The following is a 15,437-nucleotide window of genomic DNA, read 5'->3' as shown; positions in this document are numbered from 1 at the left end:
TGCGAAATCAACTTATCAAATCAGGAGGGTTGATCTTTGCGCTAAAGCACGTTGCGGGGGCATTCTGCCCCTCGCAAACGATGTGCCTCCATGTCATCCATGCGATGATGGAGGGATAGGACGCCTGAGTTAACCGGCGTAACCCGTACCCGGCTGTGCCTGGCCCAGTGCCTTGAACACAGTGTTGACGATGCCAGCGCGGTCAAGCCCGGCATTGGCATACATGGTTTCCGGCTTGGCCTGTTCAACCCACTGGTCTGGCAATGTTAGAGTGCGAACCTTGAGGCCCGTATCCAGGAGACCGGCACTGGCCATGAAATGCAGCACATGGGCACCGAACCCACCCGCAGAACCTTCTTCAATGGTAAGCAGGACTTCATGATGGCTGGCAAGTTGGCGGATAAGGTCGAGATCCAGCGGCTTGGCAAATCGTGCATCGGCAACCGTTGTCGAAAGTCCGGCGGCGTCAAGATCTTCCGCCGCCATCAGGCATTCGGCAAGCCGTGTCCCAAATGACAGGATGGCAACCTTACTGCCCTGCTTGATGACACGGCCTTTGCCAATTTCAAGGATTTCACCACGGGCAGGCATTTCAATGCCAACACCTTCACCACGCGGATAACGAAAGGAAATAGGACCGCCGTCATAGGCGGCAGCTGTGCGCACCATATGTTTGAGTTCGGCTTCATCAGCGGCTGCCATGACCACCATGCCGGGCAGGGTAGCCAGGAATGTGGTGTCGAAAGAACCGGCATGGGTTGGGCCATCGGCACCAACAAACCCGGCGCGGTCGATGGGGAAGCGCACAGGCAAGCCCTGAATGGCAACGTCATGGACGACTTGGTCGTAACCACGCTGCAGGAATGTCGAATAAAGCGCGCAGAACGGCTTGTAACCATCCGCAGCAAGTCCGGCTGCAAATGTAACGGCGTGCTGTTCGGCAATACCGACATCAAAGGTCCGCGACGGAAAGAGATCGGACAGCTTGTCGAGGCCAGTGCCGTTTGGCATGGCCGCGGTAACGCCAACGATCTTTTCGTCAAGCGTCGCTTCCTGCACCAGCGCTTCAGCAAATACGCTGGTGTAGCTCGGTGCATTGGGCTTGGCCTTGGCCTGCGCACCAGTAATGACGTCGAACTTGTTGACGCCGTGGTATTTGTCGGCCGCAGCTTCGGCAGGGGCGTAGCCCTTGCCCTTTTGTGTCACCACGTGAATGAGTACAGGCCCTTGCTGGTTGTCGCGCACATTGCGCAGCACTGGCAGCAGATGGTCAAAGGAATGACCGTCAATCGGGCCGATATGGTAGAAACCAAGCTCTTCAAACAGCGTGCCGCCAGTTACATAACCGCGGGCATGAGTGACGGCGCGTGTAATGGCGCGGTCGATGGTCTTGCCCAGATAGGCGGTCAGCTTCTTGCCGAAATCACGGATGCCCATATAGGTGCGGCCAGACGCCAGACGCGCCAGATAGGCGCTCATCGCACCGGTTGGCGGTGCAATAGACATGTCGTTGTCGTTCAGAATAACGATAAGGCGCGCATCGAGTGCACCGGCATTGTTCAGCGCCTCAAAGGCCATGCCGGCAGACATTGAGCCGTCACCGATGACAGCAATGACCTTGCGGTCGCTTTTGTCGAGTTCGGCTGCCACAGCCATGCCCAGACCGGCAGAAATCGACGTGGACGAGTGACCTGCACCAAAGTCGTCATATTGGCTTTCGGCCCGACGGGTAAAACCAGAAAGACCGTCTTCCTGACGCAGCGTGCGAATACGGTCACGACGTCCGGTCAGGATCTTGTGCGGATAACACTGGTGCCCGACGTCGAAGATAAGCCGATCTTCAGGCGTGTTGAAAACCTTATGGATAGCGATGGTCAGCTCAACCACACCAAGGCCAGCACCGAGGTGGCCACCGGTACGGGAGACAGCATCGATCATTTCATCGCGAAGTTCCCGTGCCAGTTGGGGCAGGTCGCGGTCTTCAATCGTTTTCAGATCGGATGGAAACTGCACCCGGTCAAGCAATGGTGTTTCTGGCAATACGGTCAATCGTCCGGCCTTTATTCAGATGGCTCCAGCAGCAGATAAATTATCGCAAATCCATGTATTGCGAAATTCTGTCTGAGCAATTGGTCCACTTCTACAAAATGTCAACCTTGCGGCAAAGGAACAAACTCTTCTTCATCACCCGGAACAATGTCAAACCGGGCGGTTCTCCACTCTTCCTTGGCCTGTTCAATACGTTCTTTTGATGAAGAAACGAAATTCCACCATATATATCGTTTGGAATTGAGGGCAGCCCCGCCAAACAGCATGATATGACAGCCTGTCTGTCCGCCCTTCAGCGTTATATTGTCGCCGGGGCGAAACACCAGCAACTGATCAGCGGCAAAAATATCGCCAGCGACATCCAGAGAGCCGGAAAGAATGTAGATTGCCCGCTCTTCATGCATCGCGTCGAACGGGAATGTGACGCCGGGCTCGAGGCTGATATCAGCGTAGAGTGTATCGGAATAGGTTGTAACCGGCGAAACTAGCCCACCCATCGAACCAACCACTACACGGCCGCGTACACCTTTGACATCAATATCAGGCATATGTTCACGCCCGGTATGGGCAAAGGCCGGTGCCATTTCTTCCAGATGGTCGGGCAGGGCCAGCCAGGTTTGCAGGCCGGACATCGAAAGCGGATGCCCGCGCAGGTTCTCCGGTGTGCGCTCCGAATGAACAATGCCACGACCGGCCGTCATCAGATTGATATCGCCGGGGCGAATGACAAGTTCGGTCCCCAAGCTATCGCGATGTTTGATCTCGCCGTCAAACAGATAGGTGACAGTCGAGAGGCCGATATGCGGGTGTGGCTTCACATCCAGCGCTTCACCGGCTTTCAAAATGGCAGGGCCCATACGGTCAAAAAAGATGAATGGCCCGACAAGGCGTCTCTGGCGGGTGGGCAGTGCCCGGCGCACTGCAAAACCGCCAATATCACTCGAGCGTGGAATGATCAGGTTTTCGATCGCGTCGCAACTGAATGCATCACCGGCGGCAGGATCGTTCCCGGGAAAAAAGGACATCGTGTATTTTCCTTCTTATTCGCCGGCAAACTAGCACAGATGAACGAAATTGGCAGAGCACGTCTTGTGAACAGCGTGTACTGTTTTTGAACGGATCAACTTAAAGCGGAAATCCACCTGAACGACTTATTCGCCGTCGAGCGGCTCAACACCCTGTGGTGCACCATTCCGATCAAGGCGGATTTTTTCGATGCGCTTTTCTGCGGCGGTCAGCAGGTTTTCGCAATGCTTTTTCAGGGCTTCGCCGCGTTCGTAAATCTTGATGGAATCATCAAGTGCAACATCACCACGTTCAAGACGGGCCACGATGCTTTCCAGTTCCGCGACAGCTTTCTCGAAAGAGTAGCTGCTAACATCGGTTGCGCTGGTCGTGTCCGTCATATTCAACCCTTCATCATTCTCAAAATATGCATGGCCGCCGATTCCGCCAGCCCTTCCAGATCATAACCACCTTCAAGCAGGCTGACGACCCGGTTCTGACAATATTTGTCCGCCATCTCCAGAAGTCGGCCCGTTGCCCAGTCGAAGTCATCACCAACCAGATTGATATGCGCCAGCGGATCGCGGTAATGGGCATCAAAGCCGGCAGAGATGATAATCAGGTCCGGCGAAAAATCGGAGATCGCTGGCAAGATGCGGGATTTGAACGCCTCACGGAAATGATCGCTGCCGGTGTTGGGAGACAGAGGCGCATTGACCACGTTGTTCTTCACGCCGGTTTCGTTCTTGTCACCGCTCCACGGATAAAGTGGCATCTGGTGCGTGGAGCAGAACAGCACGGAGGTATCTTCCCAAAAGATATCCTGTGTGCCGTTGCCATGGTGAACGTCCCAATCGACAATGGCCACGCGTTCAGCACCATGCACTTTCTGTGCGTGGCGTGCGGCGATAGCGGCATTGTTGAACAGGCAAAAGCCCATGGCTTTTGACGTCTCGGCATGATGGCCGGGAGGGCGCGATGCCACAAACACGTTATCGGCGGCGCCGGAAAATACATCATCCACCGCCGCCATAGCCGCGCCAATGCCGGTTAAGGCAGCCTGCAGGCTTTTCGGCGAAGCATAGGTGTCGGCCTCGAGACGGTTGATACGGCCTTCCTCTTCCGGAATTTCCCGCATCACGCTCAGAAGATGTTCTTCCGGATGTGCCAGAAGCACTGCATCCTCATTGGCCTGCGGCGCCTGCTTGCGCTCGAGGCCGCCGAAATTCGGGTGCTCCAGCGCAATATTGAGCGACCGTAACCGATCGGGGCGCTCAGGGTGCCCCTCCGGTGTCAGGTGTTCAAGAAAAATGGGATGCTCATAAAGACGTGTGGCCATGGTCTATCCAGGTGTCTTTTCGAAAAAAAAGGATCGGATGTGGGGATTACGGTCAGGCGCGATGCGGCAAAAGCGGATAACCCGCCAGAACTGCACGCCCTGCAAGTGCCGCCAGAACAGCCTTGAGAACGTCACCTGGAATGAAGGCCAGCGAACCAAGGAAAGCTTTTTCCAGACCCGTGCCGGCCGCGTAACCCAGATAAGGCACACCGAAAGCATAAAGCACCACAACACCGCCGGTGACGCTGGCAATGAAGAAACCAACGCCTTGGACCAGACCGGACTGCTGACGATTGACCAGTTTCTCCGAGAGGTAACCGGTGACGAAGGCAGCAAAAATCCAGCCGATCAGATAACCGGTTGTCGGCGTGTTGAAAATCGACAGACCTCCGCGACCGCCCGACAGCACCGGCAGGCCGATGGCGGCAATCAGGATCGTCAACAACACGGCCAGCGTGCCACGTTTTGCGCCAAGCACGACACCGGCCAGCATCACACCGAGAGACTGCGCCGTAATTGGAACGGGGATAATGGCGACCGGAATTGGCGGCAGCAATCCAAGCGCAATAATGATCGCTGAAAACAACGCAATAAGAACGAGGTCACGGGTCTTCATGGGTTTAGTCTCCCCTCAAAATATCAGGAGATGAGGTTTGGCCTCTGAAACCGCGCGCGTCAATGGCGTCGGCAATCGCATCCGCATCCTTCAACGTCATAATAATCAGCGGAACAAGGATTGTGTGCAATTTCGCCCGTATCCCGCGTGCCCGATGGGCGTCCTGCAACAACTCATAGCGGTGAACGACGTCTGGTACGAAACGAATAACCAGCCCAACCGCAAGGCCGATGTCGGCAGCCTTGGCCAGTCCCAGTTTTTCCAGGGGACGGATGGCTAGCGTGATTTCGTCCATGAACTGCGAGATACTGACACTTGCCGTTATCGCGGTTGCCAAGAGCGTTAGCGCAGTTAGACGAAAAAGGGCAATGGTGGCTTCCAGCGGTGAGGCAAACACGAAGCTAAACAAGGCGATTACCGTAATCGTCAGCATGACCGGCCGCAGACGCGATAGGGTTTCTTTCAAGCCCAGATGTGCCTGCCACAATACGCCACCACCGACCATTAGCCCGACGGCCAAGAGAAAGGGATGGCGCGTCATGAAAAGTGCAATGCTGAACAGGGCAAGCGAAATCAGTTTGACGCGTGGCGACAAACGGTAAAGCCAGCCGGTTCCCTCAACGTGCAGGCTTCTCATGACAAAGCCAATTCGCGGTAGAGGCTGATGGCATTAGCGGGTGACGTATCGCCGTGCAGACTACCCTGATTGAATACCAGCACACGATCGAAAGTTTCCAGCAGGGCAAGGTCATGGGTGATGACAATCAAGTCCTGCTCCAGCCCAGCCATTGTTTTTTCCACGAGCGCACGGTTCTTCAGATCAAGCTGGTTGGTCGGTTCATCCATGATCAGGATTCGTGGGCCGGTTACCGTCAATGCGGCCAGAGCCACCAGCTGCAACTCGCCACCGGAAATCTCATGGGCGCGACGGTTTGCCAGATGTTCGATGCCAAGACGTTGCAAAACGGCTTCAACTGCGGCATCCAACGCCGCCTTGCTCAGTCCGCGGTTTTTCAACCCGAAAGCAATGTCATCGCGAATAACGGGCAGAATGATCTGGTTTTGCGGGTTCTGGAAGATAAAGCCGACCTGCCGCAAAACGGCGACATCATCCTTGACGGTGTCAAGCCCATTGACCGTGACCGTGCCGCTGGTTGGTTTGGTCAATCCGTTGATCATGCGGGCAAAGGTGGTTTTGCCGGAACCATTCAACCCGATAATACCGATACGGTGTTCGTTTAGCGTCAGGCTCAGAGGGTGAAGGGCAGTGCGGTTTTCAAACCGTGCGCCCGCCTGGTTAAAGCAGATGTCCAACCGCCACGTCTCCTGAAATACGATCATTCTTGTTCAAGCTTACGCGGAACGTTTGGAGCATCAGAACGGACCTGTAAAGGGTTCAGCAGTGGCGATCATTAAGAACAAAAAAAGAACATTGATTTTCAGATTTTATCGCACTAACGTTTCGACCATGGCGATTGAGATTGAAAATCAGATGGCACGACGGTTGTTTCTGGCAAAGCAGGGGCTTTGTGCCGCACCTGCACGTGCCATGGACAAACAGGGCCTGTTGCAGCTTGTCGATAATATCGGCTTCGTTCAGGTGGACAGTATCGCCACCGTCGAGCGCGCGCATCATCAGATCATCTTTTCACGCAACCGCACCTACAAACCCAAACATCTGACCGAACTTCTGGAAAAGGATCGGTTGCTGTTTGAGCACTGGACGCATGATGCCTCCATTCTGCCGTCTCGATTTTTTCCCTACTGGAAGCACCGTTTCCGCCGCCGCGAACCGGGTATGATTGAGCGTTGGACCAGATGGCAGGGCGAGGGGTTCCGTCAGGCTGTTGACGAAACCTATGCACGGATTGTGGAAAACGGTCCGGTCATGTCACGTGACGTGAAGGCCGAGGATCATAAGTCGGGCGGTTGGTGGAACTGGCATCCTTCCAAAACCGCCTTGGAGTTTCTGTGGCATACCGGCAAACTGTCGATTTCTCGCCGGGTGAACTTCCAGAAGGTTTATGATTTGACGGAACGGGTATTGCACCCTGATCACCACCAATTGGATGTCGAACACGAGGCGTTTCTTGACTGGGCCTGCCGCGAGGCACTGAAACGGCTTGGTTTTGCAACCACGGGAGAAATCGCTGCCTTCTGGGATATCGTAACACCGCAGGAAGCTAAGGCCTGGGTTGACAGCCACCGCGATGAATTGACCGATGTGACACTCGCATCAGCCGATGGCAAAAAACTGCGCGCCTGCGTCGCCTTCCGTGACATTGAGGATGATTTGCAGGCAGTGCCTGAGCCGCCAAGTGGCATTCGTGTCCTCAGCCCCTTCGACCCGTTGCTGCGCGACCGCGCTCGGGCGGAACGACTGTTTGGCTTTTTCTATCGTATCGAAGTGTTCGTTCCCGAACCCAAACGGCAATACGGTTATTACGTGTTTCCGTTGCTGGAAAAGGACCAGATGATCGGCCGCATCGATATGAAGGCGGATCGCAAGCGCGGAACGCTGGACGTAAAGCGCTTGTGGCTGGAGCCGGGTGTACGCGGTTCTGCCGGGCGTTTTGACAGGCTGGATGCCGAACTTAAACGGCTGGCGCGGTTTACCGGTGTCGAGAGCGTCAATTATCTGGAGGGCTGGAAAGGGGAATGATCCCCTTTCACCGGTAATCTAAAACTCTGCAATCAGCAGATTTCGGTCTCTGTGATATTGATACCAAAACCCTCAAGGCCGACATAGTGACGCTCGCGGCTGGCCAAGAGCTTGATCGAACTAATGCCGAGGTCTTTAAGGATTTGTGCGCCGAGACCAATTTCTAGCCACTCATGTTCGCGTGACCGCGCCTGTGCATGATCCTCGTCAATGGCTGTCTTTTTGCGGTTGCGGCTTGGGTCACTTGCCTGACCAACGCCGACAGAGCCTTCGCGCAGGTAAACGATCACGCCGCGGCCCTGTTCAGCAATTTTTTGCATATAGTGCTGCACCGGCTGCTTGTTGCCGAAAATGTCGTCAGCAACATTTTCAGGATGCAAGCGTACGGGAATATCGACGCCGTCACGGATATCACCAAAGATAATCGCCATGTGCTGCATCGGATCCCATGGCAGCGAATAGGTCTGCGCCTTGGCAGGACCATAGGGCGTGTCGATGGTAAATTCAGACTCCATATCCACCAGCGTTTCCTTGCGCTGGCGATAAGCGATGAGATCGGCAACAGACACCTGCTTCATGCCATGGGTCTCGGCAAAAGCTGAAACCTGCGGGCCACGCATAACGGTGCCGTCATCATTGACCAGCTCGCTGATCACGCCAATCAATGGCAGACCTGCCAGCTTGCACAGATCAACGGCTGCTTCGGTATGGCCGGAGCGCATCAAAACGCCGCCTTCACGCGACACCAGCGGGAATATGTGGCCGGGGCGGGTAAAGTCGGCCGCGCCGACATTGGGATTGGCAAGGTTGCGAACCGTCAATGTACGGTCATCGGCAGAAATACCGGTCGTGGTGCCGTGCTTGAAGTCGACGGAAACGGTAAAGGCCGTGGTGTGGGCGCTGTCATTTTCAGCCACCATCGCATTCAGGTTCAGGCGTTTCGCCTCCTCACGCGGCATGGGCGCACAAACAATGCCGGAAGTGTGGCGCACGATGAAGGCCATTTTTTCCGCCGTGCAATGCACGGCAGCAACGATCAGGTCACCTTCGTTTTCACGATCGTCATCATCCATGACAACAACGATCTCACCGGCTTCGAAGGCGCGGATTGCTTCAACGACACGCTTTTGATCATAGGCCATGTTCAGTTCCCTACTTCAGACGGCCGGTCTGGCCACGATCCCGCAGATAATGATCAGCAACAGTGCACGCCACCATCGCCTCGCCAATCGGTACGGCGCGAATACCCACGCATGGGTCGTGACGACCCTTGGTGCGAAGATCGACGTTCTTACCGTCAGCATCAATCGACTGACGCTCGGTCAAAATGGAGGAAGTTGGCTTGATGGCAAATCGCGCGACGATCGGTTCACCGGTTGAGATGCCGCCGAGAATACCGCCAGCATGGTTGGACAGGAATATCGGCTTACCGTCATTGCCCATGCGCATCTGGTCGGCATTTTCTTCACCGGTCAGTTCGGCAGAGGCAAAACCTTCACCGATCTCGACACCCTTTACGGCATTGATCGACATCAGATTGCTGGTGATATCTTGATCGAGCTTGGCATAGATAGGCGCGCCCAGTCCGGCCGGCACATTTTCAGCGACCACTTCGACAACCGCACCAATCGACGAACCGGCTTTGCGGATCCCGTCGAGATAGTCTTCCCAAACCGGAACCATCTCTGCGTCAGGGCAGAAAAACGGGTTCTGGTCGATCTGGTTCCAGTCCCAGTTATCTCTGTTGATCTTGTGTTTGCCGATCTGCACCAATGCGCCACGCACAGTGACCTGTGGCAGAATTTTTCGCGCCAGGCCGCCGGCCGCCACACGGGCTGCTGTTTCACGCGCCGAAGAGCGGCCACCACCACGGTAATCACGAATGCCGTATTTCAGATCATAAGTGTAATCGGCGTGCCCCGGCCGATATTGGCGGGCAATTTCGCCGTAATCCTTAGAGCGCTGATCGGTATTTTCGATCAGCATGGAAATTGGAGTGCCGGTGGAAATGAATGTTTCGCCATCCTCATCCAGCATCACGCCGGAGAGTATCTTGACGATATCGTCTTCACGACGCTGCGTCACAAAACGGCTTTGGCCGGGTTTGCGCTTGTCGAGATAATCCTGAATGTCACGCTGGGTAAAACGGACGCCGGGAGGGCAGCCGTCAACGACACATCCCAAGGCTGGACCGTGGCTCTCGCCCCAGGTGGTAACGCGGAAAAGATGACCGAAAGTATTGTGCGACATGTATTCAGACCAAGGCAATCGCGACCGTTTGTGAAGGGCGCATTGTTGATGAAAGCAAAGCTGTCATAGTGGAAAAAGGAAAGAAGGCAAAAGCCTTTCTTCCCGTGCGGCAAGAGAAACGGCAATCAAGCCTCAGGAGGCCATCGACCAGACGCCGGATTTCGCCTGTGCGGAAAAGTCTTCTGCGCTCAGCGGTTTGGCAAAGGCGTAGCCCTGCAACAGATCACATCCCATCTGTGCCAACATGGTAGCGTGATCCTTGCTTTCCACGCCTTCCGCCACGGTTTCAATGCCGAGCGAGCGGGCAATATCGATAATCGAGCGAACAAGCGCGCGTTCCTGCGATGCCTCAAGAATCGGCATGACCAACTGACGGTCGATCTTAAGACGCTTCGGCTTCAGTCGCAGCAGACTGACGATCGAGGTGTGACCTGTACCGAAGTCATCGACCTCGATGTCGATACCCAATGCTTTGATGCTTTCAATATTCGATGAAACGAGATGTTCGCTCTCATCGAGAAAGATCGACTCCACCAGCTCAAACGCCACTTCACCGGGCATGATGTTCAAATCAGCCAGGCTTTCAATCAGATTTTCGTTGTTGAGGCGCCGCAGCGACACGTTGACAGAAACGCGGGGCAGGGTAACGCCCTTCAGGTTCCACAAACGTTTGTCGGTGAGCGCCGTTTCCAGCATCTGCCGATCAAGCGATGCCATAACGTTAAGGTCTTCGGCGATTTTCAGGAACTTGTCTGGCGTGACGATACCACGTGTCGGATGGCGCCAGCGTATCAGGGCTTCAGCGCCGACAATCTGCCTGGTCCTGGCGCAGAACTGTGGCTGGTACCAGGTCTCAAACTCGCCGTTTTCGATGCCGACCAGAATCTCATCGGCGATACGTTTGGTGTTAATAACCTCAGCCTGCAGGTTCTGCGTGAAGAACTCATAGCGGTTACGGCCCATGCTTTTGGCACGATAAAGGGCAAGGTCAGCATTTATCAGCGTCTTGCGGGCATCTGCATGGATGCCCTCACCAAATGCGATGCCGATGGAAACACCGCAACGGCAGGAGAAGCCCTCAAAATCCAAAGGTTGGCGGAAAGCATCGATGATATTGAGCGACAGTTCCTTCAGAGTGTCGCGGTCGCAATTGTTCTGCACGACAATCACAAATTCGTCGCCGCCGATACGCGCCACCAGATCATCCTGGTGCACATATTGTTTGAGGATTTTGGCAGCATGAATAAGCATGGCGTCGCCGGCCGCGTGGCCAAGCGTGTCGTTGATCTGTTTGAAGCGATCAAGATCCAGATGGATGATCGCAAAACGGTTGCGGCTTTTGACCTCCCGTTGCGGCAGCGCATCCAGTTCAAGGTCCAGCTTGCGGCGGTTGAACAGGCCGGTCAAAGGATCATGTAACGAGTTGTGCTCGATGCGGTTCTTGGCAATTTCCAGCTCGGCATTTTTGGCTTCCGCATCTTCCTTGGCGGTTTGCAACTGCTGGGCCAGCAGCATGTCGGCGGTAATATCGAAGGCAATACCGACGATTTTTCCCTCGCCACTACGTCCTTTGTAAATTTGTCCCACCGACCGCACGTAGCGCACCTCACCATTGGGTAGGCGCACACGTTGGATATCAGACAATTGCGTGTTGTTGGCGGTAGACGTGTCAGCGCGTCCAGCCGCAGTCTCTCGGTCTTCCGGCACAAGGCACTGCAACCAGCGCTCACGGGTCACGTGACCGTCGCCAACATAGTCCAGCTCGTAAAGCTGGTGCATGCGTCTGTCCCAAATTGCCCCACTTTGGTTGAGACGGGATTCCCATGTGCCGCACTGGTAGGATGCAAGAGCAAGGTCCAGACGACCAGAAAGCTGCTCCAGATCCTGTTCGCGGCTGAATAGCTCCTGCAGGGCAAGTTCAAGTTCCGCGTTTTTGATCTCACTGGTCGACATCGCATCGCGCAGATTTTGCGCCATCATGCTGTCGGCAGACACATCCCAGGCAATGCCGGTCGTGCGTCGCGTACCATCCGGTCTGGTATAGTTGGCACCGGCTGAGCGAATATAACGGATGGAGTTGTCCGCCAGTTTCAACCGGTAGATTTGCGAGAAGGTCTTGGTGCCGAGCATACAGTTAAAGACGTAGGCTTCCGTGGCCGCGCGGTCCTCCGGAACAATCATGCTTAACCAGCTCTGCAGAGAAACATCCTGTTCCAGCATGGCCAGACCATGCAGGCCGGAGGCACGTTCGTCCCAGAAGCAGCGCTCTCCATGTTCATCCAGTTCCCAGATGCCGATGTTGGAGGATTCCATCGCCAGCTTGAAGCGTTGGGAGATTTCCTGCAATCGGCTTTCACGGGCGCGAAGCACAGCAATGTTGCGGTTGCGTTCGGAAATCAGGAAGCTCGCGATAAAAATCGGCAGGATCATCGCAATTGCAGCCGACGATAGCATAAGCCGGAAGGTGCCTTTGCCTTCAGGCAAGGCATCCCAACCCTTTTTGGGGCTGGCCATGATGTCCCAGGAACCGCCGGGAATATTCAGCTGTCTGATCGCAGGCTGCGAATTGACGATATGATGTGCGCCGATGAAGGCCGTGGATGTGTTGCTGTTTTTCAGCGCGACCTGCAACCCGTCCATTTCGCGGGCAATATCATTGTCGGGATGGGCGTTCGCCGCATCCAGAAACTTGTCCTGATCGATAACAAGGACCACGGCGCCATGGGCGTTAGCCTGGTCTGTTTCGCTGTCCATGATCGGAACGACGAGAATAAGGGCACCATTCTCTGCATTGCTCATGATCGGTTCAGTCAGCTTGGTATCGGCAGATGTTCCCTGACGAATTTCCTCAAGTCGCTTTTCCATCATCTGCCTGATTTTCTCTTTCGGAAAATCTGAGACCCATTGGGCGGGGTAGATGTTCTGCAACTGGTAGCCGGGTGCAAGCCCGATACTGATGAAATGACCGCTAGAATTGAGGTTATGTTCGGCGAGACTGCCAAACCGCTCAACCGGATCGTTGGAAACATTGATCGTGGAATGGGCCAGCGAGCGGATCAGGCTGACGTCATGATCAATGCGTGCAGATAATCTGTTGTGCAAAAGCTGTGACAAGTTATGCGCCGTGGTCCGCAATTCGGTGCGGAAATTCTCAGTATGGCGCATGTCCACGACAAGAACGGCGATAATCACGACGCAGGAAAGCAACACCGATGCGACAATTGAACCGCGATAAGTACGTGAAATGCCTGTATATTTTTGCTGGAAAAAGGATGCCGCACTCAAATCGGGAAAACTCTCCTCGCCAAAAAGTGTGCCGTGTTACGGAAATACTGCGCAATACAGCACAGATTTCACAGGCATTCTCATTTTACCCAGGCTCGCACTATAGTCGACGCGAGTTAATTTAGACTTGAAATTCTACTTGGCACGGGATGGTGGGGAAATCTCTTTGCGGCCGCTTGATTGCACTAAAAATTCAGGTCATCAATTGCGCCAAAATGTCATTGTTACGGGCGAATTCCGCCACAATCAGGAGGCAAATCTTGTCACAGGTTTTGATGGCGAATGCGCTTGGGAAGGTTAAGTCGATGCGTTTGATGATTGCAGCACTGTTGGCGACGGCAAGCTTCTTGTCTCCGATCAACGGCTTCGCTCAGAGTGCGGATGTCGAATCCACCATCAGCAAGGTCGACGAAAATGGCCTGACCATTACCCTGAGTGATGGCAAGAACTACAAGGTACCGGAGGAGTTTAACTTCGAAGGGCTGAAGGCTGGCGTAAAGGTCGTCGTGTTCTACACCGAAGTTGATGGCAAGCGCGTCGTTGACGATCTGGAAGTCGTCCAGTAACGCCGCAATCATCGACCTGTTTTGAAGAATAAGGACTGGCTGATCACAGCCAGTCAGCCGTTTTATCGGCAAGCGAAATTTTCAGGATTCGATCCTGCGGAATTTCCGTGTTGGCCGCAACTGAAGTATCCATTCCCGTGACCAGCCTGAAAATCGAGCGGATAACGCCGCCGTGGCAAACGCAGACCGTTGGCTTGTCGACAGACGACAGCCATGCCCCGATGCGCCATGAGAGAATCTCATAACTTTCGGCATGTTTGCCTGGTGGGATAAAGTCCCATTTAGCCCGGTTTCGGGCCTTAACGCGGTCAGGCACTTCCAGTTTCAGCTCGGGTAGCGTGCGGCCTTCCCAGTCTCCGAAGGAAATCTCGACCAGTCTATCGTCGGTTCTATAGTCGAGTGCAGGCAGCTGCATCGCAGCGCGAATAAGCTGCATTGTCTCGCGTGTACGGCCAAGCGGGCTGGCCACGAAATCAAACTGCGAGACAGTATCACCAAGCAGGTCGCCCAGCGCCTTTCCGTTCGCAACCGCCTGGCTGCGCCCGAAGTCATTCAGCGGTATGTCTTTTTGCCCTTGAAGGCGGCGTTCGGCATTCCAGTCGGTCTGTCCATGTCTGATTACATAGATAAGCACGCGTATCCTTTCGCCGCCTTCCGGCGTATTTCAATCAGTCTTTCACTACGGAGATGTCTGGCGCATCCACGGCCTTCATGCCGATGGTGTGGTAACCCGAATCGACGTGATGAATTTCGCCGGTAACGCCGGTCGAAAGATCAGACAGCAGGTAAAGCGCAGACTTGCCAACTTCTTCGATGGACACGGTACGCTTCAGCGGCGCGTTATATTCGTTCCATTTCAGGATGTAACGGAAGTCACCGATGCCGGATGCAGCAAGCGTCTTGATCGGGCCGGCCGAAACAGCGTTAACGCGAATGCCGCGGTTGCCGAGATCAACCGCCAGGTAACGAACGCTGGCTTCGAGAGCAGCCTTTGCAACGCCCATGACGTTGTAATTCGGCATGACCTTTTCCGCACCGTAATAGGTGAGGGTGATGATCGAGCCGCCATCATTCATGATAGGCTCTGCGCGCTTGGCAACAGCCGCCAACGAGAACACCGAAATGTCCATCGTGCGGTTGAAGTTGTCACGGCTTGTATCGAGGTAACGGCCCGTCAGCTCGTCCTTATCGGAAAACGCGATGGCGTGAACAACGAAGTCGATCTTGCCCCAATGCTTTTCCAGCGCAGCAAAAACCTCATCGATTGTTCCGAGGTCCGTCACGTCGCAGTGGCCGGCCATGAACGCGCCCAGTTCTTGTGCCAGCGGTTCAACGCGCTTTTTCAAAGCGTCGCCCTGCCAGGTCAATGCAAGCTCGGCACCTGCATCGGCGCAAGCCTTGGCAATGCCCCAAGCGATTGAGCGGTTGTTTGCAACGCCCATGATGAGGCCGCGTTTGCCAGCCATAAGGCCGGATGTCTGAGCCATGTTATGCTCCCTGATACCTACAGCGTCCTTGTGCGTTTGAGAAAACGCACAAGGACGCTGTAATATTTTAAGTTGCTGCAAGATTTTCACCGCAAATCGATTCCGATTTAGGGTGATGCAGTGGATTGACCTGCCTATGGCATAGCCTGCTTGCCGGTTCAAGCAGGCAGAGGATCAT

At 54.8% G+C, this 15,437-nt stretch carries 14 protein-coding genes; 2 read left to right on the top strand and 12 right to left on the bottom strand.

What is annotated here, in order from left to right:
* Nucleotides 1-129: 129 nt before the first annotated feature.
* The 7 genes from dxs to HGO37_RS10075 form a co-directional block, all read right to left on the bottom strand.
* Nucleotides 130-2,049, bottom strand: coding sequence for a 1-deoxy-D-xylulose-5-phosphate synthase (gene dxs / locus HGO37_RS10105; RefSeq protein WP_250983186.1), 1,920 nt, complete (start codon nucleotides 2,047-2,049; stop codon nucleotides 130-132).
* A gap of 101 nt (nucleotides 2,050-2,150) precedes the next feature.
* Entirely contained in the window at nucleotides 2,151-3,074 is a 924-nt protein-coding gene (locus tag HGO37_RS10100; RefSeq protein WP_250983185.1) for a pirin family protein, read from the bottom strand.
* A 126-nt stretch (nucleotides 3,075-3,200) separates the two neighbouring features.
* Complete coding sequence (locus HGO37_RS10095) at nucleotides 3,201-3,455, bottom strand: exodeoxyribonuclease VII small subunit (protein WP_192487158.1); 255 nt, start codon at nucleotides 3,453-3,455, stop codon at nucleotides 3,201-3,203.
* 2 nt (nucleotides 3,456-3,457) lie between these two features.
* The gene (locus HGO37_RS10090; RefSeq protein ID WP_250983184.1) at nucleotides 3,458-4,393 is read right to left on the bottom strand and encodes a histone deacetylase family protein; all 936 of its coding nucleotides are present in this window, start codon (nucleotides 4,391-4,393) and stop codon (nucleotides 3,458-3,460) included.
* 52 nt (nucleotides 4,394-4,445) lie between these two features.
* Nucleotides 4,446-5,009: a biotin transporter BioY gene (locus HGO37_RS10085; protein ID WP_250983183.1), complete on the bottom strand. Its 564-nt coding sequence runs from the start codon at nucleotides 5,007-5,009 to the stop codon at nucleotides 4,446-4,448.
* A gap of 4 nt (nucleotides 5,010-5,013) precedes the next feature.
* Nucleotides 5,014-5,646, bottom strand: coding sequence for a CbiQ family ECF transporter T component (locus tag HGO37_RS10080; RefSeq protein ID WP_250983182.1), 633 nt, complete (start codon nucleotides 5,644-5,646; stop codon nucleotides 5,014-5,016).
* Complete coding sequence (locus HGO37_RS10075) at nucleotides 5,643-6,323, bottom strand: energy-coupling factor ABC transporter ATP-binding protein (RefSeq protein WP_250983258.1); 681 nt, start codon at nucleotides 6,321-6,323, stop codon at nucleotides 5,643-5,645. Before HGO37_RS10075 ends, HGO37_RS10080 begins: the two co-directional genes overlap by 4 nt.
* Before the next feature lie 154 nt (nucleotides 6,324-6,477).
* On the opposite strand from HGO37_RS10075, the gene HGO37_RS10070 reads away from it, so the two are divergent.
* Nucleotides 6,478-7,671, top strand: coding sequence for a winged helix-turn-helix domain-containing protein (locus HGO37_RS10070; protein ID WP_250983181.1), 1,194 nt, complete (start codon nucleotides 6,478-6,480; stop codon nucleotides 7,669-7,671).
* A gap of 32 nt (nucleotides 7,672-7,703) precedes the next feature.
* On the opposite strand, the gene ribB is transcribed toward HGO37_RS10070, so the two are convergent.
* From ribB to HGO37_RS10055, 3 genes are all read right to left on the bottom strand, one after another.
* The gene (gene ribB / locus HGO37_RS10065) at nucleotides 7,704-8,813 is read right to left on the bottom strand and encodes a 3,4-dihydroxy-2-butanone-4-phosphate synthase (RefSeq protein WP_250983180.1); all 1,110 of its coding nucleotides are present in this window, start codon (nucleotides 8,811-8,813) and stop codon (nucleotides 7,704-7,706) included.
* A gap of 10 nt (nucleotides 8,814-8,823) precedes the next feature.
* On the bottom strand, nucleotides 8,824-9,921 hold the full coding sequence (aroC, locus tag HGO37_RS10060; RefSeq protein ID WP_192487164.1) for a chorismate synthase: 1,098 nt from the start codon (nucleotides 9,919-9,921) through the stop codon (nucleotides 8,824-8,826).
* A 132-nt stretch (nucleotides 9,922-10,053) separates the two neighbouring features.
* Nucleotides 10,054-13,206 carry a bifunctional diguanylate cyclase/phosphodiesterase gene (locus HGO37_RS10055; RefSeq protein WP_250983179.1) on the bottom strand — a complete coding sequence of 1,051 codons (3,153 nt, stop codon included), beginning with the start codon at nucleotides 13,204-13,206 and terminating at the stop codon, nucleotides 10,054-10,056.
* Between the two features lie 305 nt (nucleotides 13,207-13,511).
* On the opposite strand from HGO37_RS10055, the gene HGO37_RS10050 reads away from it, so the two are divergent.
* The gene (locus HGO37_RS10050) at nucleotides 13,512-13,772 is read left to right on the top strand and encodes a DUF1344 domain-containing protein (protein WP_192487853.1); all 261 of its coding nucleotides are present in this window, start codon (nucleotides 13,512-13,514) and stop codon (nucleotides 13,770-13,772) included.
* Between the two features lie 43 nt (nucleotides 13,773-13,815).
* Here the strand turns inward: HGO37_RS10050 and HGO37_RS10045 are convergent, their stop codons facing one another.
* Nucleotides 13,816-14,406: a histidine phosphatase family protein gene (locus HGO37_RS10045; RefSeq protein WP_250983178.1), complete on the bottom strand. Its 591-nt coding sequence runs from the start codon at nucleotides 14,404-14,406 to the stop codon at nucleotides 13,816-13,818.
* 34 nt (nucleotides 14,407-14,440) lie between these two features.
* Entirely contained in the window at nucleotides 14,441-15,259 is an 819-nt protein-coding gene (gene fabI, locus HGO37_RS10040; RefSeq protein ID WP_192487166.1) for an enoyl-ACP reductase FabI, read from the bottom strand.
* Between the last annotated feature and the right edge of the window lie 178 nt (nucleotides 15,260-15,437).

Origin of the sequence: Rhizobium sp. CG4, from assembly GCF_023701965.1 — a bacterium.
Lineage (GTDB): Bacteria > Pseudomonadota > Alphaproteobacteria > Rhizobiales > Rhizobiaceae > Agrobacterium.
The sequence above is the reverse complement of the archived record's forward strand: the minus strand, read 5'-3'. Positions and strand labels throughout refer to the sequence as shown.